General features: G+C 61.8%; 20 protein-coding genes. 11 read left to right on the top strand and 9 right to left on the bottom strand.

Annotated elements, in window-relative coordinates:
• Nucleotides 1–158: 158 nt before the first annotated feature.
• A complete protein-coding gene (locus DYST_RS03740; protein ID WP_102305216.1) occupies nucleotides 159–593 on the top strand; it encodes a universal stress protein in 435 nt (144 codons plus the stop codon).
• Nucleotides 594–812: 219 nt separating this feature from the next.
• On the top strand, nucleotides 813–1,040 hold the full coding sequence (locus tag DYST_RS03735) for a hypothetical protein (protein WP_102305201.1): 228 nt from the start codon (nucleotides 813–815) through the stop codon (nucleotides 1,038–1,040).
• 19 nt (nucleotides 1,041–1,059) lie between these two features.
• Here DYST_RS03735 and DYST_RS03730 read toward each other — a convergent pair whose 3' ends face one another.
• From DYST_RS03730 to DYST_RS03715, 4 genes are all read right to left on the bottom strand, one after another.
• Nucleotides 1,060–2,061 (bottom strand): NAD(P)H-quinone oxidoreductase, encoded by a 1,002-nt coding sequence (locus DYST_RS03730; RefSeq protein WP_239950157.1) that lies wholly within the window; start codon nucleotides 2,059–2,061, stop codon nucleotides 1,060–1,062.
• Between the two features lie 21 nt (nucleotides 2,062–2,082).
• Nucleotides 2,083–3,072 carry an MBL fold metallo-hydrolase gene (locus DYST_RS03725; protein WP_239950155.1) on the bottom strand — a complete coding sequence of 330 codons (990 nt, stop codon included), beginning with the start codon at nucleotides 3,070–3,072 and terminating at the stop codon, nucleotides 2,083–2,085.
• A gap of 246 nt (nucleotides 3,073–3,318) precedes the next feature.
• A complete protein-coding gene (locus DYST_RS03720; protein WP_239950153.1) occupies nucleotides 3,319–4,962 on the bottom strand; it encodes an MASE1 domain-containing protein in 1,644 nt (547 codons plus the stop codon).
• A gap of 178 nt (nucleotides 4,963–5,140) precedes the next feature.
• Nucleotides 5,141–5,557, bottom strand: a complete 417-nt coding sequence (locus tag DYST_RS03715; RefSeq protein WP_239950151.1) for an OsmC family protein — start codon at nucleotides 5,555–5,557, stop codon at nucleotides 5,141–5,143.
• 294 nt (nucleotides 5,558–5,851) lie between these two features.
• Between DYST_RS03715 and DYST_RS03710 the strand changes: the two genes are divergently transcribed.
• The 4 genes from DYST_RS03710 to pgm all read left to right on the top strand — a co-directional run bounded on the left by DYST_RS03710 (nucleotide 5,852) and on the right by pgm (nucleotide 9,981).
• Nucleotides 5,852–7,351, top strand: a complete 1,500-nt coding sequence (locus tag DYST_RS03710) for an efflux transporter outer membrane subunit (RefSeq protein ID WP_239950149.1) — start codon at nucleotides 5,852–5,854, stop codon at nucleotides 7,349–7,351.
• Nucleotides 7,351–7,770 carry a GNAT family N-acetyltransferase gene (locus tag DYST_RS03705; RefSeq protein ID WP_239950147.1) on the top strand — a complete coding sequence of 140 codons (420 nt, stop codon included), beginning with the start codon at nucleotides 7,351–7,353 and terminating at the stop codon, nucleotides 7,768–7,770. Before DYST_RS03710 ends, DYST_RS03705 begins: the two co-directional genes overlap by 1 nt.
• A 108-nt stretch (nucleotides 7,771–7,878) precedes the next feature.
• Nucleotides 7,879–8,142, top strand: coding sequence for a DksA/TraR family C4-type zinc finger protein (locus DYST_RS03700; RefSeq protein WP_239950145.1), 264 nt, complete (start codon nucleotides 7,879–7,881; stop codon nucleotides 8,140–8,142).
• A gap of 186 nt (nucleotides 8,143–8,328) precedes the next feature.
• Nucleotides 8,329–9,981 (top strand): phosphoglucomutase (alpha-D-glucose-1,6-bisphosphate-dependent), encoded by a 1,653-nt coding sequence (gene pgm, locus DYST_RS03695; protein ID WP_239950144.1) that lies wholly within the window; start codon nucleotides 8,329–8,331, stop codon nucleotides 9,979–9,981.
• Nucleotides 9,982–10,038: 57 nt separating this feature from the next.
• Here the strand turns inward: pgm and DYST_RS03690 are convergent, their stop codons facing one another.
• The 4 genes from DYST_RS03690 to DYST_RS03675 all read right to left on the bottom strand — a co-directional run bounded on the left by DYST_RS03690 (nucleotide 10,039) and on the right by DYST_RS03675 (nucleotide 12,310).
• Nucleotides 10,039–11,064 carry an aldo/keto reductase gene (locus tag DYST_RS03690; RefSeq protein ID WP_239950142.1) on the bottom strand — a complete coding sequence of 342 codons (1,026 nt, stop codon included), beginning with the start codon at nucleotides 11,062–11,064 and terminating at the stop codon, nucleotides 10,039–10,041.
• Nucleotides 11,065–11,208: 144 nt separating this feature from the next.
• Nucleotides 11,209–11,559, bottom strand: a complete 351-nt coding sequence (locus DYST_RS03685) for a GIY-YIG nuclease family protein (protein WP_239950140.1) — start codon at nucleotides 11,557–11,559, stop codon at nucleotides 11,209–11,211.
• On the bottom strand, nucleotides 11,559–11,921 hold the full coding sequence (locus tag DYST_RS03680; RefSeq protein WP_239950138.1) for a DUF2239 family protein: 363 nt from the start codon (nucleotides 11,919–11,921) through the stop codon (nucleotides 11,559–11,561). Before DYST_RS03680 ends, DYST_RS03685 begins: the two co-directional genes overlap by 1 nt.
• Nucleotides 11,918–12,310 (bottom strand): hypothetical protein, encoded by a 393-nt coding sequence (locus DYST_RS03675; RefSeq protein WP_239950136.1) that lies wholly within the window; start codon nucleotides 12,308–12,310, stop codon nucleotides 11,918–11,920. The genes DYST_RS03680 and DYST_RS03675 overlap by 4 nt, the downstream gene beginning before the upstream one ends.
• Nucleotides 12,311–12,687: 377 nt before the next feature.
• Between DYST_RS03675 and DYST_RS03670 the strand changes: the two genes are divergently transcribed.
• Nucleotides 12,688–16,056 (top strand): GH92 family glycosyl hydrolase, encoded by a 3,369-nt coding sequence (locus DYST_RS03670; protein ID WP_239950134.1) that lies wholly within the window; start codon nucleotides 12,688–12,690, stop codon nucleotides 16,054–16,056.
• A gap of 316 nt (nucleotides 16,057–16,372) precedes the next feature.
• On the opposite strand, the gene DYST_RS03665 is transcribed toward DYST_RS03670, so the two are convergent.
• Nucleotides 16,373–17,011: a response regulator gene (locus DYST_RS03665; protein ID WP_239950132.1), complete on the bottom strand. Its 639-nt coding sequence runs from the start codon at nucleotides 17,009–17,011 to the stop codon at nucleotides 16,373–16,375.
• Nucleotides 17,012–17,271: 260 nt separating this feature from the next.
• On the opposite strand from DYST_RS03665, the gene DYST_RS03660 reads away from it, so the two are divergent.
• From DYST_RS03660 to DYST_RS24265, 4 genes are all read left to right on the top strand, one after another.
• Entirely contained in the window at nucleotides 17,272–21,105 is a 3,834-nt protein-coding gene (locus DYST_RS03660; protein WP_239950131.1) for an ATP-binding protein, read from the top strand.
• A 150-nt stretch (nucleotides 21,106–21,255) separates the two neighbouring features.
• On the top strand, nucleotides 21,256–21,582 hold the full coding sequence (locus tag DYST_RS24270; RefSeq protein ID WP_428993958.1) for a BON domain-containing protein: 327 nt from the start codon (nucleotides 21,256–21,258) through the stop codon (nucleotides 21,580–21,582).
• 174 nt (nucleotides 21,583–21,756) lie between these two features.
• A complete protein-coding gene (locus DYST_RS03655) occupies nucleotides 21,757–21,948 on the top strand; it encodes a DUF1737 domain-containing protein (RefSeq protein ID WP_239950129.1) in 192 nt (63 codons plus the stop codon).
• Nucleotides 21,949–22,169: 221 nt separating this feature from the next.
• A complete protein-coding gene (locus DYST_RS24265; RefSeq protein WP_428993957.1) occupies nucleotides 22,170–22,571 on the top strand; it encodes a DUF2946 family protein in 402 nt (133 codons plus the stop codon).
• Nucleotides 22,572–22,692: the final 121 nt, after the last annotated feature.

Raw genomic sequence — 22,692 nt, 5'->3', positions numbered from 1 at the left:
CTGCCGTGCAGCGCCCGTCACGGAGCGTGCGCTTACCAGCTTAGGGCGTGGCCCGGTGGAACGGCGGCTTGGCGGCAATCCGCCGCATGGCAGGCGTGCACGTCACGCAAACGCCGCGGGACTAAACTTGGAGCCGGGAAATCACGGGAGGCCAGGTCATGTTCAAGAACATCCTTCTGCCGGTCGATGGTTCCGAATCCGCACTGAAGGCGGTCGACACCGGCATTCAGTTAGCCGCGGCGCTGGGCGCCACGGTTTTTGGCGTTCATGTGCTGCCGCCACTTTCCACGGTGTCCTTCATGTCGGAGTTGTTGCAGCACAAGCCCTGTTATTCCGACGCTGCCAAGGTGCGGGCGCAAGCGTTCCTTGATGAAGTGGTCAAACGCGCCGACGCGGCCCATGTGCGATGCGAAACCGAGATCGCCTGTGACCTTCGCCCGTACGTGGCCATTGTGGCGGCAGCGGCGAAACACCATTGCGATCTCATCGTGATGCGGTCGCGCGGCCATGACGGCGTGGAGCGCATGCTCCTGGGCAGCGTGCCGCACAAGGTCATGCTGAGCTGTGACATACCCGTACTGGTGTGCCACTGAGCGGCGAGGTTGAGGGGCATCGAATCGGGCCGGTAGGTGGTCCCATGTGATGGCATTCATGCCCATGGGGTGGGCCCGGAAAGCGCCCAGGGCGGGCTTGTTCTGTACCGGCCGGGGTGCCGACTCATGGCGACGCGAAAGTCTTAGCCAAAGTGTCACGACGCGTTAACGGCGTGGCGGGCAACGTAGTTTTCCCTCCCGGGACAAGGCGGTGCCTTCATGGAATGGGATCGCGATAACGACCTGCTGAGTCGCGCCTGCGACGAGCTGATCGAGCAGAATGCGCTGCTGCAGCAGGAAGTCGAAGTGCTGCGCGCGCAGTTGCGCCGGCATCCGACCGGGGAAATGCAAATTCGCGAAGCCCGCCGCCAGATGGACGAATGGCTGGAAACCATGCATGGGCATACGCCGTTTCCTTCGGATCGGCAGCCGGACGCGGTTTACTGAGCGAAGGGGTGGTGTCTCGCTAGAGGGTAAGCACGATCTTGCCAATGTGCTGGCTGCTCTCCATGTGCCGATGAGCATCGGCGGCGCGTAGCAGCGGATAAGTGGCGTTAATCAGTGGCAGGCAGCGCCCTTCTGCCAGTACCGGCCACACATGCTCCCTGAGTGATGCCGCGATGCTGGCCTTCTCCTGGGACGACCGAGGACGCATGGCCGACCCAGTGACAACGGCGCGCTTGGCCATAATCGCGTGAAGGTTGACGTGCTCGGCCATGCCGCCGCCCAGGAAGCCGATCAGCAGCAAGCGACCGTCCCGCGCCAGTGTGGTGAGGTTGTCCGAGAAATATGGCGCGCCCATGATGTCGAGGATGACATCGGCGCCACGCCCTTCGGTACGCGCCAGCACCACCTCCGCAAACGACTCTTGCCGGTAGTTGATCGGCTCGCCGCCCAGTTCGCGAATCGCGTCGCATTTCTCCTGGCCACCCGCGGTGGCGAACGCACGTATGCCGAACTCTCGGCAAAGCATCAGCGCGGTGGTGCCGATACCGCTGGTGCCTCCATGTATGAGCGTCACCTCCCCATGGCGAGCGCGCCCCAGTTGAAACAGGTTGGCCCATACGGTGAAAAACGTTTCTGGAATGGCTGCCGCCTGCTGCGTGGAAACGCCCCTGGGGATCGGCAGCACTTGCCCGGCAGGCACGACGCAGTACTCGGCATAGCCTCCGCCATTGGTGAGCGCGCAGACGTCTTCACCGATGGCGTGTGCGGTGACACCGTCGCCGACTGCTGCGACGGTGCCGGCAACTTCCAGGCCGGGAATCGGGTTGGCACCGGGCGGAATGGGGTAGTTGCCTTCGCGTTGCAGCACGTCAGGGCGATTCACCCCGGCCGCGCGTACGTGGATCAACACTTCACCGGGCTTCGGCGCAGGTACGGGCACCTGTATCGGTTGCAGCACATCGGGCGCGCCTGGCGTGCTGATGTGGATCTCCGTCATCGTCGCAGGAAGCGAAGGGTGCATGAAGCGCTCCGTTGGAAAGATTCAAAGGTGACCGGCACGGGCGTGGCGTCGGCGTCTGAACCACCAGCGTAGGGAGAGGGCGATGACGATCAGGAGAAGAATGGCGATCGTGCCTGCCACTTGCAGCATGCGTGTCTGGCTGTACATGACGAAACGGCCGGACTGGCTGTAGAACCCGTTGAACGCCGCGAGTACCTGCGGAAGTTGTGCAAGGTCCTCCTTGCCGAGCGCGAGTGGCGCTTCATCTGGATGCCAGGTCGAACCCATGGGTTCAGCCTGTCCGCTTCGGTCGAGTTCGACGTGGCCGCCGAGCACATAGGTGACGGGGCGATCGTGCAGAAACTGATTGATGCGCAAGGCACTGGCGCGATCCGCGTCGGTGTCGTCGATGATCAGACGGCCCGGCAGCAGGAAGTCGCCAGTAAATGCCAGGCCGGTGCTGTTGTCGTAGAACGATACGTGTGATGGGTAGTGGCCGGGCGTTGCGATCACGTCGACCGTGCGGTTGCCCAGATCAATGTGCGCGATGTCGTTGGGCCAATCGCGAAAGCCGAAGCCATCAATGACGTGCGGCAAGTCGGTACCGACAATGGCAACGTCAGGCGCGCTGGCAAACTGGCCGTCGCCGCTGCGGTGGTCCAGATGGCCATGCGTGTGGGCAATGAGCAACGGGAGGCGCTTGCCGTTTGTGACAGGGAGCAGCCCCAATACGGTCGATGCTAGCGGCATTTTGCTGGCGTCCGTCACGTCGCCGGTATCGATGAGCAGCGCACGCGACGAGCCGATGAGCAGGTAGATGAAGGGCCCTTCGTAAGTCTGGCAAAGGCTCTCTCGCAGGATGTAGGTGTTCTGGTCGTAGCGGTGCACCTGCAGCGGTTTCGGTGGGCGCGTCTGGCAATCGGCGGCACCGGGATCCCAGTGCACGTTCATGTCACCCGGGGCGGGTTGGGCAAGGGCCGGCATGCCCAGTAGGCAGGACATCCAGCACAGCACGATCAATGCGTATTTCATCCATGCCTCGACAGGTAGGGGCGCGACCAGCCGTCACGCATACAGCGAGTCCGATGCGGGTGGATGCGAGAGGGTTTAGGCCGCCCTGTGGGCGAGCGGCCTTCCGTTCAGGAAGGCAAGGGAGGGCGTGATGTGTAGAGGCGCCGCTATTTCAATCGATGCGTTAGTGGGGCGTGGCCACTTTTCGCTGCGTTATGGCCTCGTGATGGCCATGGACAATCACGGCACCGATCCGGCGCGGCACCTCTAGCGGGAGGCGCCCCGGTTTGCTGGTGAGCCCCGCAAGGAGTCGTGCAGCAGCAGCGTCACGCTGACCAGTGGATCGAGGTCGCGAACATGCACGTCACCACCATAGATGTGCGTGCGGTCGCGGATCGATGAAATGCCCAGCCCACTCGCGCCGAGCAAGGTCATGGCCTGTTTCCAGGGTTCGTTGTCGACGGCATGGATGGGATCCCGGTCCGGCATCGGCGCCTGGGACGACGCGCGCCTTCCCTCGAGTCGCATGACGACCCAGCGCCGCCCATGGGTGTGGCCGCCGCGCAGGCGTAATTGGATATCCTGCATAGGGCCACGCGAGAGCACGTGGACCAGCACCTCACAGGCCAGCCGGTAAAGCGCCATATGCACGTCGGGCGCGAGCTGGCTCAAGCCGCGGCCCGAGAGTTCGCAGGCATATGTGGCGCCCGCCATATGGATGGCCTGCGCGAAAGGGCCCTCGCGCAACGTCGCAGGCACGCCGCGCTCGCGCCATCCGCGCGGATACAGTGCATTGGCTAGTCGGTGCATTTCATGTTGGGCCTGGGCTACCTGTCGCGCGTAAGTGCGTTCTTCGTTGGACGGCAATACATGCCGAAGTCGGCCGAGCAGGCGGCTGTGGTTCTCGCGAATGGTGTGGCCGATATGTTCGAGGGTATCGGCGGCTTGGCGCAATCGAAGTTCTTCGAGATATAGCCCTTGCTGGGCCAGCTGGAAGCCGCGCAAGGCATCCGTTTGGTCAGGCTGGTTCACCTGCGCCTGCTGCACAATGCGCGAACCGAGCATGAGCAGCGTGGTAATGGCGAAAGCGATGAGCGCTTGCGCTTGAATCACCGCCGGATCACGCACAATGGATGAGGTCATGGTGACGGCCACGCTGGCCAGCGTGCCGCCTATCGCGGCACCTTGCCAGCCATGGCGGGAGGTGAGCCACACTACGGGAAGGAACATGGCGATGCGGAATATTTGCATGCTGTCGCCTTGGCTGCTGAAGACCAGCCCCATCAACACCAGCAGCGGGATGAGCACGCCGACAGCGGCATCCTTGGCGAGCCGGTTGCGCCACCGTGGCGTTTCCGTGGCATGGTCCGCCAAGGCGAGAACGAGAGCGATGGCCGCTGGCGCAATGGCCAGCGCACCGAGGTAATTGCTCATGAAGTAGCCGAAGATCGTCTGCGCATCGAGCACCGGAGCTGGCTGTCCCGCCGGCATCTGCACTGCCATGGCCACCAGGACATCATCAAGCGCGATTAACACGGCGCTGGCGAGAATCAGGCCGAGCAGCATCGGCATATTGATCTGGTGACGATCCAACAGCAGGCGTGCATGTCGACGAACCCAGGCAGTCATGGCCATCAGCGGCAAAACGGGAGGTAGGGTGGCCAGCGCGAACCAGCGCCAGCCGAACTCGCCGACGCCATGCCAAGCCTGATAGCCCACCGGAATGCATTCGCCGACCAGCAATGCGGGCCAATAGCGATAAGGGAACAGCAACAGGCAGGCCACACGCAGGCCGGTAGGTAGGTTCCAGTGAGAAACAAAAATGCGGCCTAGCAGCGCGTAGGTGAGGGCGTAGCCGAGGCAAACAGCCACATGGCGGCCCCAGGTGCGTGGCGCTAAAGCTTCCCGCATGACTACCTTCCCCATGATGACCGTGACCCTTTGTACTCACGTGGGCAGGAGATTGTACGGGCGATGCGGTGTGTTCGCGCATCGCCGCCACTTGCTCCGGGTCGGGTGTCGGCTTACCTACCGGTGCACGTCCACCTTGGGCTAGCCATTGGACTGCATTTCGCTCCGTGCTTTCGATTCAGGTCGATGGAGAGATGTCGCCGCGACGGCTGGCAATGTCCACGCCTTCGCGCATCGCCTTGGTGACCGGTGTATTGGCGACGATCTCCAGCAGGCGATCCCATTGTCCGTCCGTCAACGGGCCGGTGGCGTGCAGTGTGCGCATGACGTGCAAGCGTCCCTCATCGTCGCGATCGAGCTGGAGCTCCGCACGGAACTCGCCAAGCTCCCAGCCCTTGCGCTCGGCATACATGCGCAGGGTGATCGCCGTGCACGCGGCGAGTGATGCCAGGTAGTAGTCGAATGGCGCTGGGCCCGTGCCTTTCCCGCCGAGTTTCACGGGTTCGTCGGTATCGAGTTTGAAATGGCCGGCTTCGATGTGATGAAGGTAATGGCTATCCGTCGAAACAATGCTGGCAGACGAAACTTTGGGCATGCGCGTGGGTTCCTTGCGTGACATGTGGCGGGGCTCGGCAATGGCGAGCATCGTGGGCGGCCCTTGAGGTTAAGCGGGCAGGGCCGCGTCGCCAAGTGCGAGCGTGCTCGCCAGGGCGCTGGCAATTGGACAAAAGTAGAGGCCTGGTGGCGGTGTTTTCGCGCGAAACCGCGCTACGCACCCTTGAGACGCAGCGATATAATCGGCATATAAGTGAGCGCTCGCGTCCGTTGCGCGATGTTCTCCGCAACGAGCGCCGCGCACTTCTGCGTCTTCTTTTCCGGATATCCCGCCATGCGTTCCATTGCCCTTCCTGCCGCCATTGCGCTCAGCCTCGTCCTTGCCGGTTGCGCGACCAGTCGCGGCCTGCATACCACGGGCACCATGACCGACCCGGGCAACCTGAAATCCGAGCGCAGCCTGGCCGATGTGCAACTCAGCCCCACCGCGTGGCCGAAGCAGGATTGGTGGGTGGGCTATGGCGATCCGCAGCTCACCGCGCTGATTGAAGAGGCACTGAAGAACAACCCCAGCCTGGACCAGGCGCAGGCGCGCGCACGGCAAGCACAGGCTATCGCCGACAGCGTCAACGCCAGCCGCAAGCCGCAGGCGGGTTTTGATGCATCAATCACCGGCGCCGACCTGTCGAAGAAGAACCCGCTCTATCCCGAGTATGTGCTCGGCAAGTTCGCCTGGAGCAAATCGCTCACCGCGGATTTCTCATGGGATCTCGACCTGTGGGGCGGCAAGCGAGCCGCCTGGGAAGGCGCGTTGGGCCGCAGCCGCGCGGCCGAGATCGATGCTTACGCCGCACGCATCGAGTTGTCGGTGAACGTGGCTCGCGCCTATGTGCAGCTGAGCTATGCGTTTGCCGAGAAAGACGTGGCCGACGCTGAACTCGAGCGCTCCAGCCGCACCCTTGATGTCACGCGCAAGCTGGTGAAGGGCGGCCTCGACACGCCGCAGCAGGAACATCTCGCTGACTCGCAGTTGGCGGGTGCCGAGCAGCAGAAGGTGGCTGCTGACCGTGCTATCGATGCTGCGCGCAGCAGCCTGTCGGTGCTGTTGGGGCAGGGGCCGGATCGCGGTCTCGCCATCGAGCGTCCGCATATGGCTGACCACGGCCCGGCCGTGCTGCCCGACAAGCTGCCGGTGGATCTGCTCGGTCGCCGTGCAGACCTGGTGGCGGCGCGCTGGGAAATCGAAGCATCCAGCAAAGAGGTCAAATCCGCCAAGAAGGAATTCCTGCCGAACATCAGCGTTTCGGCCATGGCCGGGCTGATCGCCGTAGGCGCGAGCACCAATGTGCTCTCGCTGCAGGCGCGGCAGTACGCGTTTGGCCCGGCGCTGAGCCTGCCGATCTTCGATGGTGGCCGTCGCCGTGCGAACCTGGCAGCAGCGGACGCGGGCTACGACGCCATGGTGGCTCGCTACAACGGCCTGCTGATCAGTGCGCTCAACGACGTCTCCGATCAGGTCTCCGCGCTCAACTCCGTCCGTCAGCAGATCGTGCTGGAGAAGCGCTCCGTGGATGACGCCCAGAAGAGCTGGGACGATGCGTTGAAGGCCTATCAGGGCGGTCTGCGGGGTCCGCTGACGCCACTCACCAGCCGCCAGCAGTTGCTGGTGGCACAGCAGCGCCTTGCCCTGCTGGAGAGCCAGCAGACCGACATTTCCATCCGCCTGATCGAGGCCCTGGGTGGTGGTTTCGATGGCAGCAGCGACGTGGCCGAGATCAACGGGTCCACGGCAGTGCCGCCACAGGCATCGACCACGCCGGACGCCGCGCGTTGATGTCCTGGCACCTGCACAGCATCGATGAGCCTGATGCCGCCGATCGCGACGCCATTGCCGCTCCCTTGCTGGCCTATAACCAGAGTAAGGTACCCACGCTGGACATCCGGCCGCTGGTGATCGCGCTGCGCGACGAGCATGGCTATACGGTTGGCGGCCTGTGGGGCGAAACCGCGCTCGACTGGCTGCACGTCGATCTCCTCGCCGTCCCGGAATCCATGCGTGGCCAGGATGTCGGCACGGCGCTCATGCAGCGCGGCGAGCAGATCGCCCGGGAGCGTGGTTGTGTGGGGGCATGGCTCGACACCTTTGCGTTCCAGGCGCGCGGTTTCTACGAGAAGCTGGGTTACACCGTATTCGGCGAAATTCCGGACCATCCGGTGGGTGGCGCACGCTACTTCCTGCGCAAACGGTTCTGAACCGCGGATAGCCTCTACTGCCCCAAGGGGTGGAAAAAAGCCTTTGCGGCCCTACATTTAGCCGGTGGCACCCTGGCGGGGTCACGGCAAGTATGGGAGGTGGCAGCCATGGCAACAGGTTGGGCCGGCGACGGCGCCGTGCAGGATCAGATCGACGCGACCGTGGAAGATGCGGTGAAGCGTGCACGCAGCCGTCTGCAGAAAGGCCCCGGGCTTACTCATTGCGAAGAGTGCGACGCAGCGATCCCGGAAGCGCGGCGTCAGGCGGTGCCGGGCGTGCGCCTGTGCGTCAACTGCCAAACCACGCACGACCAGGAAGACGCATTCAGCGGGTATAACCGCCGTGGCAGCAAGGACAGCCAATTGCGCTGAACGATGGCCGCCCTTGCAGTCCACATTTCACCTGATATCCACACCGCAAAACGCTTGCGGTATTGACACGTAGCCGTGTGGCGAGGGTCAATGCGGGTCTTTCTGCAGACTCAGGATGCGTTTTCGCATGACCACGTCTTACCGCTTGAGCCAGCCTGTTTCTGTCGTCCGGGACGGGGCGCGCCGATGAGCAGTCGCCTCAGTTCACTGGCCGGCAAGTCGGCTCCCGAAGCCCAGTTGGTGGACGTTGCCCGACTGCGTGGCGCTTACATCGATCTGCGCCCTGATGTGGGCGTGCCCAGCCAGCGCGTGGCCTTCGGCACGTCCGGCCATCGCGGCAGTTCGTTCGATCACAGCTTCAACGAATGGCATGTGCTGGCCATTACCCAGGCCATCTGCGAATACCGCGCAGGGAAGGGTATCGACGGCCCGCTGTTCATCGGCATCGACACACATGCGCTGTCGCAACCCGCGCTGGAAAGCTCGCTGGAAGTGCTTGCCGCGAACGGCGTGCACACCATGGTTTCCAAGGGTGGCGAATACACGCCGACACCGGCGATCTCGCACGCCATTCTCACTTACAACCGCGGCCGCACGAGCGGGCTGGCCGATGGCATCGTGGTGACGCCCTCCCACAATCCGCCCGATGGCGGCGGCTTCAAGTACAACCCGCCCAATGGCGGTCCGGCGGATACGGACATCACAGGCTGGGTGCAGAAGCGCGCGAACGCGTTGATCGAAGGCGGCTTGCGCGACGTGCGTCGTGTGCCACTGGCCGAGGCACTGCGTGCATCGACCACGCACGAGCATGACTATCTCGACGCCTATGTTTCCGATCTGGCAAACGTGATCGACTTCGATGCGATCCGTGCCAGCGGTGTGCATCTTGGCGTCGATCCGCTCGGCGGCTCCGGCGTGCATTACTGGGCGCCGATCGCCGAACGCTACGGCATCGACCTGACGGTGGTCAGCGACGTGGTGGATCCCACCTTTCGTTTCATGAGCGTCGACTGGGACGGCAAGATCCGCATGGATCCTTCGTCCTCGTACGCCATGCAGCGCCTGATCGGTCTGAAGGACAGCTACGACGTGGCCTTCGCCTGCGACACCGACCATGACCGCCACGGCATCGTCACGCGCAGCACAGGGCTGCTGCTGCCCAATCACTATCTTTCCGTGCTGGTGGATTACCTGTTCCGCCATCGCCCACAGTGGCGCAGCGACGCCGCCGTGGGTAAGACGCTGGTCAGCTCCGCACTGATCGATCGGGTGGCGAAGCGGCTCGGCCGCCGCCTTTACGAAGTGCCGGTGGGCTTCAAGTGGTTCGTTGACGGTTTGTTCGACGGATCGCTCGGCTTTGGCGGCGAAGAAAGCGCGGGCGCGTCCTTCTTGCGTCGCGATGGTGGCGTGTGGAGCACCGACAAGGACGGTATCGCCTCGGCGCTGATGTCGGCGGAAATCGCTGCGCGCGCGGGCAAGGATCCGGGCGAGCTGTATCGCGAGATGACCCACGAGTTGGGCCGCCCGGTATCCGAACGCGTTGACGCGCCGGCCAACCCTGAGCAGAAGGCCAGGCTTTCGAAGCTGTCGCCCGACCAGGTGAAGAGCACGCAGCTTGCCGGCGAAAAGATCGAGGCGGTGTTGGATCGTGCGCCGGGCAATGGCGCAGCTATCGGCGGTATCAAAGTCGCCTCGGCCAATGGCTGGTTCGCCGCGCGTCCGTCGGGCACCGAGGACATCTACAAGATCTATGCGGAAAGCTTCAAGGACGAGGCACATCTGCAGCGCCTGCTGGAAGAAGCGCAGGCCATGGTGGATGAGGCGCTCAACGCAGGCTGAGGTTTGCTGCGGGAAGACAAAAAGGGCGCCCCGATGAGGCGCCCTTTTTGATGCTAGTTACACTGGCGAAGGATTGCGCTCTTGGAAACCCTGTTGGTGCCAGTACGGGTATGCCGGCGTCACGGCACTCGCGGCATCCAGCTTCGCCACCTGTTCCTTGGTGAGGTTCCAACCCACCGCGCCGAGGTTCTGCTTCAGTTGTTCCTCGTTGCGCGCGCCGATCACCACGGTCGACACCGTCGGGCGCTGCAGCAGCCAGTTCAGCGCGATCTGCGGCACGGTCTTGCCTGTTTCTGCCGCGATATCATCCAGCGCATCGATCACGCGGTAGAGATATTCGTCGCTTACCTGCGGCCCCATATCGCCGGTCTTGTGTAGCCGGCTCGTCTCGGGCAGCGTGGCGCCACGACGAATCTTGCCGGTCAGACGGCCCCAGCCCAGCGGGCTCCACACGACAGCGCCAACACCTTGGTCGATACCCAGCGGCATCTGTTCCCACTCGTAATCGCGACCGATCAGCGAGTAGTACGCCTGGTTGGCGACGTAACGCGGGTAACCGTAGCGATCGGCCACGGCAAGGGACTTCATCAGGTGCCAGCCGGAGAAGTTCGACACGCCCACGTAGCGGATCTTGCCCGCGCGTACGAGGTCATCGAGCGTGGACAGTGTTTCTTCCACGGGCGTCTTCGCATCGAAGCCGTGCAATTGGAACAGGTCGATGTAATCGGTGCCCAGGCGCTTGAGGGCGGCATCGCAGGACTTCAGCAAATGGAAGCGCGAGGAGCCCACATCGTTTGGTTCGTCGCTGAAGCGGAACGTGGCCTTGGTGGAGATAAGCACGCGATCGCGACGGCCCTTGATGGCCTCGCCAAGCACCGATTCGGCCACGCCGTTGGAGTAGATGTCCGCGCTGTCGAACAGGGTCAGCCCGGCGTCGAGACAGATGTCCACCAGACGCTTGGCTTCCGCGACGTCGGTATTGCCCCAGGCGCCGAAGAAGTCGCCTTTGCCACCGAACGTGCCGGTGCCGAAGCTGAGTACGGGCACTTTGAAGCCTGATGCACCCAGATGCCGATATTCCATGGGGAACCTCTTTACGTGTGTGAGGGAGGGGAGTGATGTTCTAAAGTTCAAAGATACGGAACTATACCCAGTCAAGCAAACCCACCCCTCTATCGTCGCGCGGGCGATGCAAGGACTTTGTGTGCGTCGCGCGACCGCCCGCTGCTAGAGGTAGGAAGCCGCAGACCCGGGTGGCACGCGGGTGTGCCACAGAGCGAGAAGTCGGGTCATCTCGGCCTTGTAGTCAAAGTCCGGCTCCGGTCGCTCCTCGATCTTCTCCAGCACCTCGAACACAAAGCCTGTTTCACCGTGTGCGCGCCAATCGTCCATGAGCGCCTTGTTGCGATGGCTGCCGAGCTTCAGCTCAGTCCGATGGCGATTGAGGGCGCCGGTCAGGTTGGTGCTCTGATCCACCAGCATTCGCCCGCTGGCCAGATTCCGAACGGCGTAGATGCCCATTGGCGGCAGCGCCAGCTTGTAGGACTGGGTGAGTGCCTTGCGCCTTGAGCGATCCATCACGTGCTCTCTTTGCCGATGACGTTTACCTGCGTTGCGGCCAACAGCGCGTTGATGTGCGTGCGCACAGGCGCGGGCCAGGACGTCATCTGTTGCTGCAATCCATCGGCGTCGTTAGCGAACATCGCGCGAACGGCTTCTTCGAAATGGGGGCGGTCGCCCGCCATGTCACGCATGTACAGGTAGCACTCCTCCTTGATTCGCACTGCGCGGAAATAGCCGTCCATATCCCGGCTGGCCATTTCCACCAGCAGGCGCAAGCTCGCGTGGACGCCACGCGGCTGCGCCTCAAGCCACGCCCAATGACGGGGAAGCAGGCGGACATTGCGTTCGTTGTGTTGTGCCATGTGCGGTTGGTTCATTGCGTTCTCTCCATGAACCCTTGAGTCGCATCCGTGAGCGGCAGTAGGCGTGAGTCTTCCAGTGCCGCCGTGCGATGCCCCATCCCCGCCAGGTAAGCGTCATGTGAGGCAAAGCCAAGGACCGACTCAACGCTTTGCTGCCAGATGAGCATCGCCATGTCCCAGCGTTCGTCAGGTGGTCCGATCAGAAACGGCCCACCTTCACCGAGGAAGGCGACGTCGCCGCCGGACTCGTGCAGAAATGGCAATGTGTGGGCGATGTACCGCCGAAAGGCTTCCTCTCCGGTGATCGGTGAGGGCGGAGCCAACTCAGGTGTTGCGGTGTAGTCGGCGACGTTACGGAAGCGCAGCAAGTTGAGCATGACGACGTTGCCGGTGAGGCCGCGCATGACAAAGCTCCGGCCGGCAGCTGCGGTTGGCTCGAGGTATGGGGTCTGGGACATGCGAATGGTTCCTTGCGCCCGGTTGGACGCGACGGGCGCAAAATATACCCGGGTATATTTATTCGAGTCAATAACACCCGGGTTAAATCAGGGCTACTGGGGCAGATGCGGTCGCCAGTGGGCAGCAGGTGTAACCCGTGGATGGAGCGGGGCTTTTGCATCGCAGCAAGCATCCGGGTGCAAAAGCGCGTTACAGTCCCGAAGCGTCCTGAAGCAAGGGTCACCATCGCGTGGCCCTTTTTTGGGTGGGGGTTTTAGATCGATCTAATTTGTGATTAGATCAACGAGCGAAAGCGAGGGAAGGGGAAATGCGGAAAGTGCGGATGGACGTGAGCCGTTGCATGTTGGGTGTCGCCATTTCCCTAAGTCTCGCGGGCATCGCGCACGGCGCGATAACCACCCCGGGCTTCGTCACCTCATTCGAGGCGGGCGATGCCCAGCCGGTATCGGCCAGCGTCCAGGGCTGGCGAATGAGCGTGGTACCCGGCCCCGGCAAAGAGGACTCCCTCACCTCTCGGCCGGGCGCCGGCTTTACTGGTATCCGCAGCCTGCGATACGACGCCGATGCCGTCACGGATGGACGCGAGCGACGCGCCACGCTCTATCGACTGAAGCAGCCCGTTACAGCCTCCACCCATTTGTCGTATGTGGTGCTCCCCGCGGATGCTTCCGGGCAGGCACGCGGTTACGCGCAATATGTGGCGGTCGATCTGGTGTTTACCGACGGAACGCGCTTGTCGGCGCTCAATGCCATGGACCAGCATCGTGTGCACGCAAGCGCCGCCGCGCAGGGCAGTTCCCGCGTGCTACACGACAATCAGTGGAACGCCCTGGACATCGACCTAGGTGCGGTGGCTGCCGGCAAGACTGTGGCCGCCATCGAGCTAGTCGAGGATGCGCCCAAAGGTACGGAAGCGTTTCACGGTTACCTCGATGACCTGCGCCTTGTCGATATGGCGCCAGCCCGTGCCGATGCTGCGCCCAACACCTTTGTGGATACGCGACGCGGCACGAATGCCAATGCGCATTTCTCGCGCGGCAACAATTTCCCCGCGGTGGCGCTGCCGCATGGCTTCAATTTCTGGACGCCCACCACGCAGGCGGGCTCCGACTGGATTTACCAGTACCAGGATCACAACGGTGCCGATAACCACCCGCGCATCCAGGCGTTTGCGCTGAGTCACGAGCCCAGCCCGTGGATGGGTGATCGACAGACCTTCCAGATCATGCCTTCGGCCACGGCATCCGGTGCGCCGCCGCTGGATCGTGATGCCCGTTCACTCGGCTTTACGCACGATCACGAAATTGCCCGCGCCGACCTTTACCAGGTCACGTTCGACAACGGCATCACCGCTGCGATGACGCCCGCCAATCATGCAGCCATGATGCGCTTCACCTTCGCCGGCGATCGCTCGCAACTGGTGTTCGACAATCGCAATGACAAGGGCGGCATCGAGCTGGATGCGGAGCACGGCAGCATCAGTGGCTACTCGGATGTAGCGAGCCACTTGTCGACCGGGGCCACCCGGTTGTTCTTCTACGCAAGCTTCGATCAGCCCATCACGGAAAGCGGTCGGCTGAGTGGTCAGGGGCGTGACCACGTGGCTGCGTGGTTTGGCTTCGATACCCGTGCCAACAAAACCGTGACGATGCGCATCGCTACCTCGCTGATCAGCCTGGAGCAGGCCAAGCGCAATCTCGCGCAGGAAGTCGCTACCGACGACACCTTCGACAGCGTGCAGGCACGTGCCGCGCAACGCTGGAACGAGATGCTCGGCCATATCGAAATCCCCGGGGCCAGTACGGGCGACAAAGTCACGCTGTATTCCAACCTCTATCGCCTGTTTCTGTATCCGAACGAAGCCTTCGAAAACGTCGGCACGCCACAGCATCCGGATTATCGTTACGCCAGCCCGTTCTCGGCCGCCACTGGCGCCAGCACGGCAACGCAGACCGGAGCACGCGTGCTGGCCGGCAAGCCTTATGTGAACAATGGTCTGTGGGACACCTACCGCACCGCGTGGCCCGCGTATGCGTTGCTAACGCCGAAACAAGCCGGTGAGATGATCGATGGCTTCGTGCAGCAATACCGCGACGGCGGTTGGATCGCGCGCTGGTCCTCACCCGGTTACGCGGACCTAATGGTCGGTACCAGCGCCGACGTGGCCTTTGCTGACGCGTGGAACAAGGGTATCCGCAACTTCGATGTGCGCTCGTTCTATCAGGCTGCCCTGAAGGACGCGACTGTAGTCAGCGACATACCTGGAGCGGGTCGAAAAGGCATCGCCCGATCGGTGTTCAAAGGCTATGTCGACAACAGTACCGACGAGGGGCTGTCGTGGTCGATGGCAGGCTATCTCAACGATTTCGGCATCGCTGAGCTCGCGCAGACACTGTCGGCCGATCACGACGCTGCCGACCCTTACGCGGCGCACTACGCAGACGATGCCCGCTATTTCCACAGCCGTTCGCTCAACTACGTCAATCTGTTCGATGCGGCAACAGGCTTCTTTGTCGGGCGAAGGCCGGACGGCGCATGGCGCATCGACGCCGACCATTTCGATCCGTTCGCCTGGGGTGGTGATTACACCGAGACCAACGCCTGGAACATGACGTTCGACAGCGTGCAGGACGGACAGGGGCTAGCCAACCTTTACGGCGGCATCGACGGCCTGGCGAAGAAGCTCGATGCCTTCTTCGCGGCGGGCACCCAGTTCCACACCGGCGCCTACGGCGACATCATCCACGAGATGCTAGAAGCGCGTGACGTGCGCATGGGCCAGTACGGCCATAGCAACCAGCCCTCGCACCACATCCTCTACATGTACGACCTGGCCGGCCAGCCATGGAAGACGCAAGACAAGGTGCGTGATGCGTTGTCGCGCCTCTACACGGGCAGCGAGATCGGGCAGGGCTATCCCGGCGACGAAGACAATGGAGAGATGTCCGCCTGGTGGGTGTTCAGCGCGGCTGGCTTCTATCCGTTGCGCATGGGCACGCCGACGTATGCCATCGGCGCGCCGTACTTCCCGCACATGATCATCCACCTGGACAACGGCAAGACCATCGACATCCGGGCACCCGAAGTGAGCGATCGCAATCGCTACATTCAGGGCATGACGCTCAACGGCAAGCCTTATGACCGTAGTTGGCTGGCACATGCCGACCTTGCCAAGGGTGCGGCGCTCGACTTCCGCATGGGTGATACGCCCTCGGCGTGGGGTAGTGCCGAAGGCGAGGCACGGCTCCCCTCGATCACCACGGGCAGCGCCGCGCCGGCGCCGCTGGTGGACCTCGCCGATAGCGCGGGTGCGCAGGTGCTCGTGGCTGGCGACACGGCTGCTGCACGTGCTTTGAGTGACAACACTTCGGATACTGAAGCCTTGCTGCGTGGCAGTGAGCCAGCCGTTCAACTGGATCTGAAGCAGCCGCGGCAAGTGGCCATGTATACCCTTACGTCTGGCGCCCAGGCGGGACGCGATCCTCAGGCATGGACGCTGGAAGGCTCGAACGACAACGTTCACTGGATGACCCTGGACGAGCGGCGCGACGAAAGCTTCCCCTGGCGTCGACAGACACGCGCATTCGGCGTGGCGCATCCGGGGAACTACAGCCACTATCGCTGGCGGGCTGAGCACGCGTCATCGCACGGCATTGCGCTGTCCGAGATGGAGTGGCTCGGAACGCTATGACGTTGTAGGGGTGCACTTTGTGAGTGACTCTTGCGCTACGTTGCCGCTTTCGTCGCCCTAAAGAAAGCCACCCGTTAGCGGGTGGTCAAAGGAATGTGCAATCCAGGCGAAAGCGCCTTCGCCAAGTCACGCGCGGCTTTACCATGCGGTCGCCTCGCACTCATATTCGGTTCTGCACGCCGGAGTATTCGGAGCTCGCTCCATCTGGCCGACGCACCATGTACGACTCAAGTATTTGTGCGTGCTGTCGTCATTGCGAGAGAGTAAATGCCCGTCCTAGCCACCTCTTTCGGGCGATCAAGGAAGGCAAGCGCTGTCAGCACAGCCCATGCTCATGCGCATAGGTGTAGAGCTCCGGATCATTGCGCAGCCCCAGCTTGTTCATGGCGCTGATCTTCTGGTGGCTTATGGTCTTCACACTTCGCCCACGCAACGCGGCGATTTCAGAGACAGTGCGGCCAGAGGCAAACAGGCGCAGCACCTCGGACTCACGATCTGTTAACAGTGCGCCTGGCGAGCCAACGTCACGCCGCGACGACTTCAGAAGTAGCCGCTTGGCATTTGCACTAACGTAGTTGTCACCGGCAACGACGAACTGGAGCGCGGTTGCCAGCTCGCTCATACCATCAGACTTCACCACGACGCCCGCCACGCCACGCTCATGGATAGCCCGGAGCAGGGCTGAGTTGGTGAGCATGGTTAGGACGATGATAGGCCACTTGGGCCGCAGACGGCGGATGGCGTCAATCATGGCCAGCCCATCCTCCTCGGATTGGCTTGGCATGTTGAAATCTGTCACCAACAAGTCGCAAGACCCCTCTCGTACGAAGTTCATGAGCTCGTCGGCAGTTGATGCCTCGCCAACGACACTAGCTCCATCCAGGCGGCTGGCTTCCATATGGACGCTACTGCGGACAATGGGGTGATCATCGGCGATGAAGATTCGTAGTGACATAAGCGGCGCACTGCCCGGGGCTTCTGATTGCTCAAGTCAAAGGATAGCCGTCCAAGCCACATGGAACGTCCTCTTACTAAGTAATTCGGATAGTTCTCATGGAGGGGGCTTGTTTGCGACTCTTATCCTAAGTCTGCGAGTTAATGACATCCGGAGTGCCTATGAGTCGCAGTCGTCCTACGGGCAGTACTGAATCGAGCACCTCGTGTCCGAGGAGGCATGGATGGGGAGCATTCCCCGCCCTGTTCAGCGGGCTCTTCATGTTTCTTCTGACCTTCCTTCCTGGCTCATCCAGCCATGCGGCCAGTCAGGGGCAGGTGGCGCTGACTCCAGAAGAATCGGCATGGATCGAGGCCCACCCTGTTATTCAGGTTGGTGTGTTTGCGGGGAACCACTTTCCGGTTGAGGCCTGGGTCGCCGGCTCGCCGGAAGGCATTGGGGTCGATTACGCGAAACTGTTGGCCAGCCGCGCGGGTCTACGGCTGCAGTTTCGTCCGTTCACCGATTGGAGTGGCGTGACATTCGAGGACTCCAGCGAACCCATTCCGTTCGATCTCTTGGTAGGGCAGCCGTATGGCCGTAGCGACCGCCTTGACTACCTGAAGCCGTTCTTGGAATCAGGGTTTGTGATGGTCGCCCGAAAAGGCGATCTGAAGATTCTTGGAGAGGAGAGCTTGGTAAATGCGCGTATTGCCGTTGAGAGGGTTAGCAAGTACTACACGCAGCAGATCAAAGATCGCTTTCCAGCTGCCACCATTGTGTTCGCTGATGATGTGCACGAAGCCATGGACATGGTCGCTGATGGGCGGGCTGACGCATTTATCGGCTCCCAAGGCCGCACGCGCTGGGCACTCGCGGAGCGTGAGCGCGATGATCTGGTCATTCTGTCCCGATTACCTGACCTGGGCGTGATACGGGTCTCTCTGGCAGTGCCGCGTGACCAATCGATGCTCGTCTCCATCTTGCGAAAGGCAGAGACATCCATCAGCAGTGACGAGCTGGACAACCTCAAGGCGCGATGGGGGCTCAATGTCGACTTGTTAGCGCCGATTCCGCACGGTCAAGGCGTGACTGATGATGACCTGCACTGGCTTGCCGGCCTAGGGCCGATTCGGGTGGGCTACGAGGCCGATCGTTTTCCTTATAGCTTCACCAACAAGGACGGAGCACCGAGCGGTCTGGCTGCCGACTATCTGTCCTTGGTCAAGAACAATCTTGGCTTGCGGCTGGAGTTCGTGCCAGCGAGGGACTTAAACGAATTGCAACGTCGCGTTGCCGCCAAAGAGATCGACATGGTGGCGGCAGCCATGCCGGCCGACTACGACCCATCGAGCATGACATTCACTCGTCCTTACGAGCATTTTCCGGTAGTGATCGTGGCGCGCATCAATGGCCCCGCCATTGCCGGACCGGAAGATCTTCGTGGAAGAAAAGCAGCAGTGCGCGAAGAGACCGGGTTGATCGAGAGCCTCAAGATGCTCATGCCGAAGACCCAACTAGTACCGGTGGCGAGCAACGAGGCGGGGCTCTTGCTGCTGGAGCGCGGCGAGGTTTCGGCGTACATCGGAACCTTGCCAGCCATCGACGCGCTGATTCGTGACCGCTACGCCGCGACGTTGCGCGTAGTGGCACCTGCGGGCCTGGATCAGGACTTCTCCTTTGGCGTCAGTCGGGATAAAGCCCGTCTTGCGCCGCTGGTCGATGGGGTGATCGGAGGAGTGAAGGACAACCAGCGACAGGCCATGCGTAGTCGGTGGTTGCGCGCAAGCTATAACTATGGCGTGCCGTGGGGCTGGGTTCTTCTAGGTCTCGCTATCAGTGCCTCTGTGGTAACGATCATAGGGTTCGCTTACAAACGGATGCGTGACGCTGAGGCGCGAGCCCGTGCCTCGGAGCAAAGGCTGATCGACACCAACGAAAATCTACCTGGTGTCGTGATGCGGCTATATATCGATGCGCACGGCCTGCGCACTTACGAGTACGTCAGCGGACCCACACAGACCCTGTTTGGCATGTCTCGTGAAGACATACTTTCCGGTCGCGCCAATTCGCTGGATGCCATGCGCAAGGAGGATCGTGACGCAGTTCGCTCGCTGATCGATCAGTTCTATCAATCGCAACACTCAGAGACTATCGAGTTCTCCGTTCACGTTAATGGGCGAACCCGTTGGATACGTGCGCTCGGTGGCGAACTGAAGCCGGCGGGGCGGGGCGGCTATTTCTGGAGCGTTTATTGCGCCGACGTAACCACGCTGAAGGAGCAAGAGCAGGCACTGCTGGAGGCCAAGGCAACCGCCGAGGCCGCCGTTGCGGCCAAAAGTGCCTTCCTCGCCATGATGAGTCACGAAATTCGTACGCCCATGGCCGGCGTGCTCGGGTTGGTGGAGTTGCTCTCGAAAACACCATTGAATACCGAGCAGGCGCATATGGTTGGCATGGTGGAAGACTCCGGAGTGGCTCTATTGCAGATCCTGGATGACATCCTGGATTTCTCGCGGATCGAGGCGGAGAAGCTGGAACTTGAGCCGGAGCCTTTCGATCTTCGCTTGTTGGCGGATAGTGCCGTGGGCACCTTTGCCGCGCGAGCTCAACAGAAGGCGCTTCAGCTGTATCTGGTGTTGGACTGGCGCCTTGCTTCCGAGTATCGGGGCGATGCCAATCGCATACGGCAGATCATCAACAATCTCTTGAGCAATGCCTTGAAATTCACTCTTTCGGGCCATGTAAAGCTTCGCGTCGACATGGCGGGGGAGGTCGCGGGTGGGCAACGGCTGCGATTCATCGTCACGGATACCGGGGTTGGCATTTCGCCCGATCAGCTGGCTCGGTTGTTCCAACCATTCACGCAGGCTGAAGCCTCTACGACACGTCGCTTTGGCGGCACTGGGCTCGGTCTTAGCATCTGTCGCCGCTTGGCTCACATGATGGGTGGCTCCGTTCAGCTGAGCAGTGAGGCGGGTGGTGGTACGCGCGCGATATTCGAGGTGGTGCTTCCCGTTCTGCGCGGCGCGTCAACCCTTCCCGATTTGGATGGAAAGCGAGCGCTTGTCTGCACGCGGGATAACTTCATCGAGAGGGAGTTGGCCAATGCGCTTTCGTCCATGGGGCTGGCCGTTATGGAAGTCGACGCTGTGGATATTCCGGAGTTTACGCTAGAGGACGTGGATCTCTTTATCGCGGATACGTCACTCATCCGGCAGGGCGTAAGCGTCATTGGCGTGCCGACTATCCACGTGTTTCCGGATACCGATCCCCGTGGGTTTTACGTGGATGACGACAGAATCATGCTGTGTGGAAGCCCGTTGCTGTGGCGATCAGTCACGGATGCTTGTCGCATGGCGCTGGGTCTTCTCGATGAGCGGAGGCCGGCATTGGTTGCGAAGGCTGCGGGGGCGTATGCAGTGCGCGTGCTTGTAGCGGAGGATCACCCGATCAATCGTGCAGTGATCGACCGGCAGCTCGATCTTCTTGGGTATGAGCATGTCGTCGTTGAGGATGGCCTGGGTGCATGGAACGCACTGATGGCTGATCATTTCGATGTGCTTATTACCGATTGCCACATGCCTGTGCTGGACGGTTATGCCTTGACTTATCGCATCCGCGAGTCAGAAGTCAGCACTCAGCGACACCTGCCCATCATTGCGCTATCGGCCAGTGCCTTGCCAGAGCAGGTGGAGAAGTGCCGAAGCGCCGGCATGGATGATTTCCTGGCTAAGCCCGTACAGCTGGATGCTCTGCGGGCAAAGATTGAGGGCATCTCGGGCGGCGCGACGGTCGTCCGGACCTCACCGGGACAAGACAAGCTGTCGTATCTGGCAGGGATATTCGGCTCGGAAGCCCAGGTGAAGAAGCTGCTCGAAGGATTGCTGGCTGCGGGGCAGGCCGATGTCATCAAGCTGGATTCAGCCATCGTCAACGGCGATACCGAACAGCAACAGGCTCTTATTCATCGTCTGGTGGGCTCCCTGCGATTGATCGATCCCGGGACCCTTGAATCCAACGACCAGGAAACATCATCACAACGCCGTGACGCCATTGTTCGGCAGCTCGCCGAGATTCATGCGCTGGTTGAACAGTTGCACATGGGTACCTGAGTAGTCGTTCGGGACTTGCGGCTATTCCGCAAGCCCCCTTCGCGCATCGATGAAAGCTGGCTGCCGGCAACATCGAGTGCACGCTTGATTCACGGTCCATGGCGACAAATACGTAAAGCGGCGTCGGCATCTACGGCATAAGGAGCAGGCATGAGGCTTCGAATGATGGCTGGGCTAGCGATATGGGTGGCAGGGCAAGCCTTGGCATTTCAGGCGGCGCCAGCGCCTACGCATCAGGCAGCGTCGCAGGTACACAGTTCGGCAGACGCACAGCTACAGGCATCCGTTCGGCGCGCTATCGCGAATGATGCGTTGCTTTCGGACGCGGGGCATCGCGTCGTTGTCATTGTCTCGGACAGCGCTGTGGTGCTACGTGGTCGAGTCCAGGATGATGCAGAGAAATCCAGGATCGACATGCTCGTGCGGAGCGTAAGCGGTGTGAAGGAGCTGACCGACGAGCTTGACGTGAAACAATAGGCGCCATTGTCTGTTCATGAGGGACGATGAGTGCGGGGTGTGCCTCAGTGCACATTCGAGCTATGTGAGCCCCAAGACGAGGCGATTGCGTTAGATCTTCCGTTACAGGCATGCTGACGGAGCTGTTATCGCCATGCGGCGCGATCGTTGATTTCGTTCTGAGGGGGTCAAGCCATGTCCAGTAGCCCACCAGATGGCCTTCCTAGGTACCGCCTGCTCACCGGCAAGGACGACGCTTCGTTCTGTCACAGAGTATCGGAGGCGCTCGCGCTGGGTTACGAGCTCTACGGCTCTCCCTCAGCAACATTCAACGGGCAGTACGTGGTCGTCGCGCAAGCCATTCTTTGGCCGGATAACGACAAGTAGTTCATCTCCACCGAACATTGCCGCCGTGGCGGCACGTGAAGGTGGCCGCGTCTCCCTTGCATTAAGCATCACGCGCAAAGGCCATCGGCCTCCTGAGTGCTGTCGACGGCGGCAATCTCCGCAAGAGTGCAATGGCGCAGGCAGCCTGCTGCCGCGCTTTAATCCGCGTGTCGATTTGTCACAGCGCACATCGGCGGCGTTGACGATTCAGTCATGCCATCATGTCGCAAGTTTTTGTGGGACTTGGCATGGATCGCAGACGCGCTCGGCGAAAGTTTGTCGCTTGGCTCGCCTTGTTGGCGACATGCCTGCTGGTGGTCGCACCCAGTGTTTCCCGCGTCGCGATGGCAGCTCCCATGGCGGCCATGTGTGGCGGAGATCAGCACGCAGCCCCCGACCCCGCCAGAGATCATCATCACGCCGATGCGCTTGATGCGTGTGCCTACTGTGCACTCGTGTCGCATGGCACCGTTTCCTCGGGTGCATGGGCTCTCTCTATTCCGGCCATTCCGCCGGCGGACGCTACCGCGCCATTCGCATTGCCAATCGGCACGGCGCACCTCGTGCAACGCCAGCGTGCGCGCGGGCCTCCATCCTGGTTCCTGGGCGCTTTCGCTGGCTAACTGAGTCAGCGCATCTCGCGACATTTCAACGCTCTTTATCCCCGGACTCATCGTGCGGCCGGCGCGTTCGTGCGCGCGGCACCTCTGGCGCTCAAGCGTCGGATGGCGCGCGCCTGCCTGA

This window comes from Dyella terrae (assembly GCF_022394535.1).
GTDB lineage: Bacteria > Pseudomonadota > Gammaproteobacteria > Xanthomonadales > Rhodanobacteraceae > Dyella.
Note: the sequence above shows the minus strand (reverse complement) of the source record. Positions and strands in the feature narration are given on the sequence as shown.

What these genes read in the sequence shown, in the direction of transcription:
- DYST_RS03690 (WP_239950142.1), bottom strand. Translation starts at nt 11,064, where the DNA reads ATGGAATATCGGCATCTGGGTGCATCAGGCTTCAAAGTGCCCGTACTC.
- DYST_RS03705 (WP_239950147.1), top strand. Translation starts at nt 7,351, where the DNA reads ATGTCCTGGCACCTGCACAGCATCGATGAGCCTGATGCCGCCGATCGC.
- DYST_RS24270 (WP_428993958.1), top strand. Translation starts at nt 21,256, where the DNA reads ATGAGGCTTCGAATGATGGCTGGGCTAGCGATATGGGTGGCAGGGCAA.
- DYST_RS03740 (WP_102305216.1), top strand. Translation starts at nt 159, where the DNA reads ATGTTCAAGAACATCCTTCTGCCGGTCGATGGTTCCGAATCCGCACTG.
- DYST_RS03670 (WP_239950134.1), top strand. Translation starts at nt 12,688, where the DNA reads ATGGACGTGAGCCGTTGCATGTTGGGTGTCGCCATTTCCCTAAGTCTC.
- DYST_RS03655 (WP_239950129.1), top strand. Translation starts at nt 21,757, where the DNA reads ATGTCCAGTAGCCCACCAGATGGCCTTCCTAGGTACCGCCTGCTCACC.
- DYST_RS03700 (WP_239950145.1), top strand. Translation starts at nt 7,879, where the DNA reads ATGGCAACAGGTTGGGCCGGCGACGGCGCCGTGCAGGATCAGATCGAC.
- DYST_RS03725 (WP_239950155.1), bottom strand. Translation starts at nt 3,072, where the DNA reads ATGAAATACGCATTGATCGTGCTGTGCTGGATGTCCTGCCTACTGGGC.
- pgm (WP_239950144.1), top strand. Translation starts at nt 8,329, where the DNA reads ATGAGCAGTCGCCTCAGTTCACTGGCCGGCAAGTCGGCTCCCGAAGCC.
- DYST_RS03730 (WP_239950157.1), bottom strand. Translation starts at nt 2,061, where the DNA reads ATGCACCCTTCGCTTCCTGCGACGATGACGGAGATCCACATCAGCACG.
- DYST_RS03680 (WP_239950138.1), bottom strand. Translation starts at nt 11,921, where the DNA reads ATGAACCAACCGCACATGGCACAACACAACGAACGCAATGTCCGCCTG.
- DYST_RS03675 (WP_239950136.1), bottom strand. Translation starts at nt 12,310, where the DNA reads ATGCGCGGCCTCACCGGCAACGTCGTCATGCTCAACTTGCTGCGCTTC.
- DYST_RS03710 (WP_239950149.1), top strand. Translation starts at nt 5,852, where the DNA reads ATGCGTTCCATTGCCCTTCCTGCCGCCATTGCGCTCAGCCTCGTCCTT.
- DYST_RS03735 (WP_102305201.1), top strand. Translation starts at nt 813, where the DNA reads ATGGAATGGGATCGCGATAACGACCTGCTGAGTCGCGCCTGCGACGAG.
- DYST_RS24265 (WP_428993957.1), top strand. Translation starts at nt 22,170, where the DNA reads ATGTCGCAAGTTTTTGTGGGACTTGGCATGGATCGCAGACGCGCTCGG.
- DYST_RS03665 (WP_239950132.1), bottom strand. Translation starts at nt 17,011, where the DNA reads ATGTCACTACGAATCTTCATCGCCGATGATCACCCCATTGTCCGCAGT.
- DYST_RS03660 (WP_239950131.1), top strand. Translation starts at nt 17,272, where the DNA reads ATGTTTCTTCTGACCTTCCTTCCTGGCTCATCCAGCCATGCGGCCAGT.
- DYST_RS03720 (WP_239950153.1), bottom strand. Translation starts at nt 4,962, where the DNA reads ATGCGGGAAGCTTTAGCGCCACGCACCTGGGGCCGCCATGTGGCTGTT.
- DYST_RS03715 (WP_239950151.1), bottom strand. Translation starts at nt 5,557, where the DNA reads ATGCCCAAAGTTTCGTCTGCCAGCATTGTTTCGACGGATAGCCATTAC.
- DYST_RS03685 (WP_239950140.1), bottom strand. Translation starts at nt 11,559, where the DNA reads ATGGATCGCTCAAGGCGCAAGGCACTCACCCAGTCCTACAAGCTGGCG.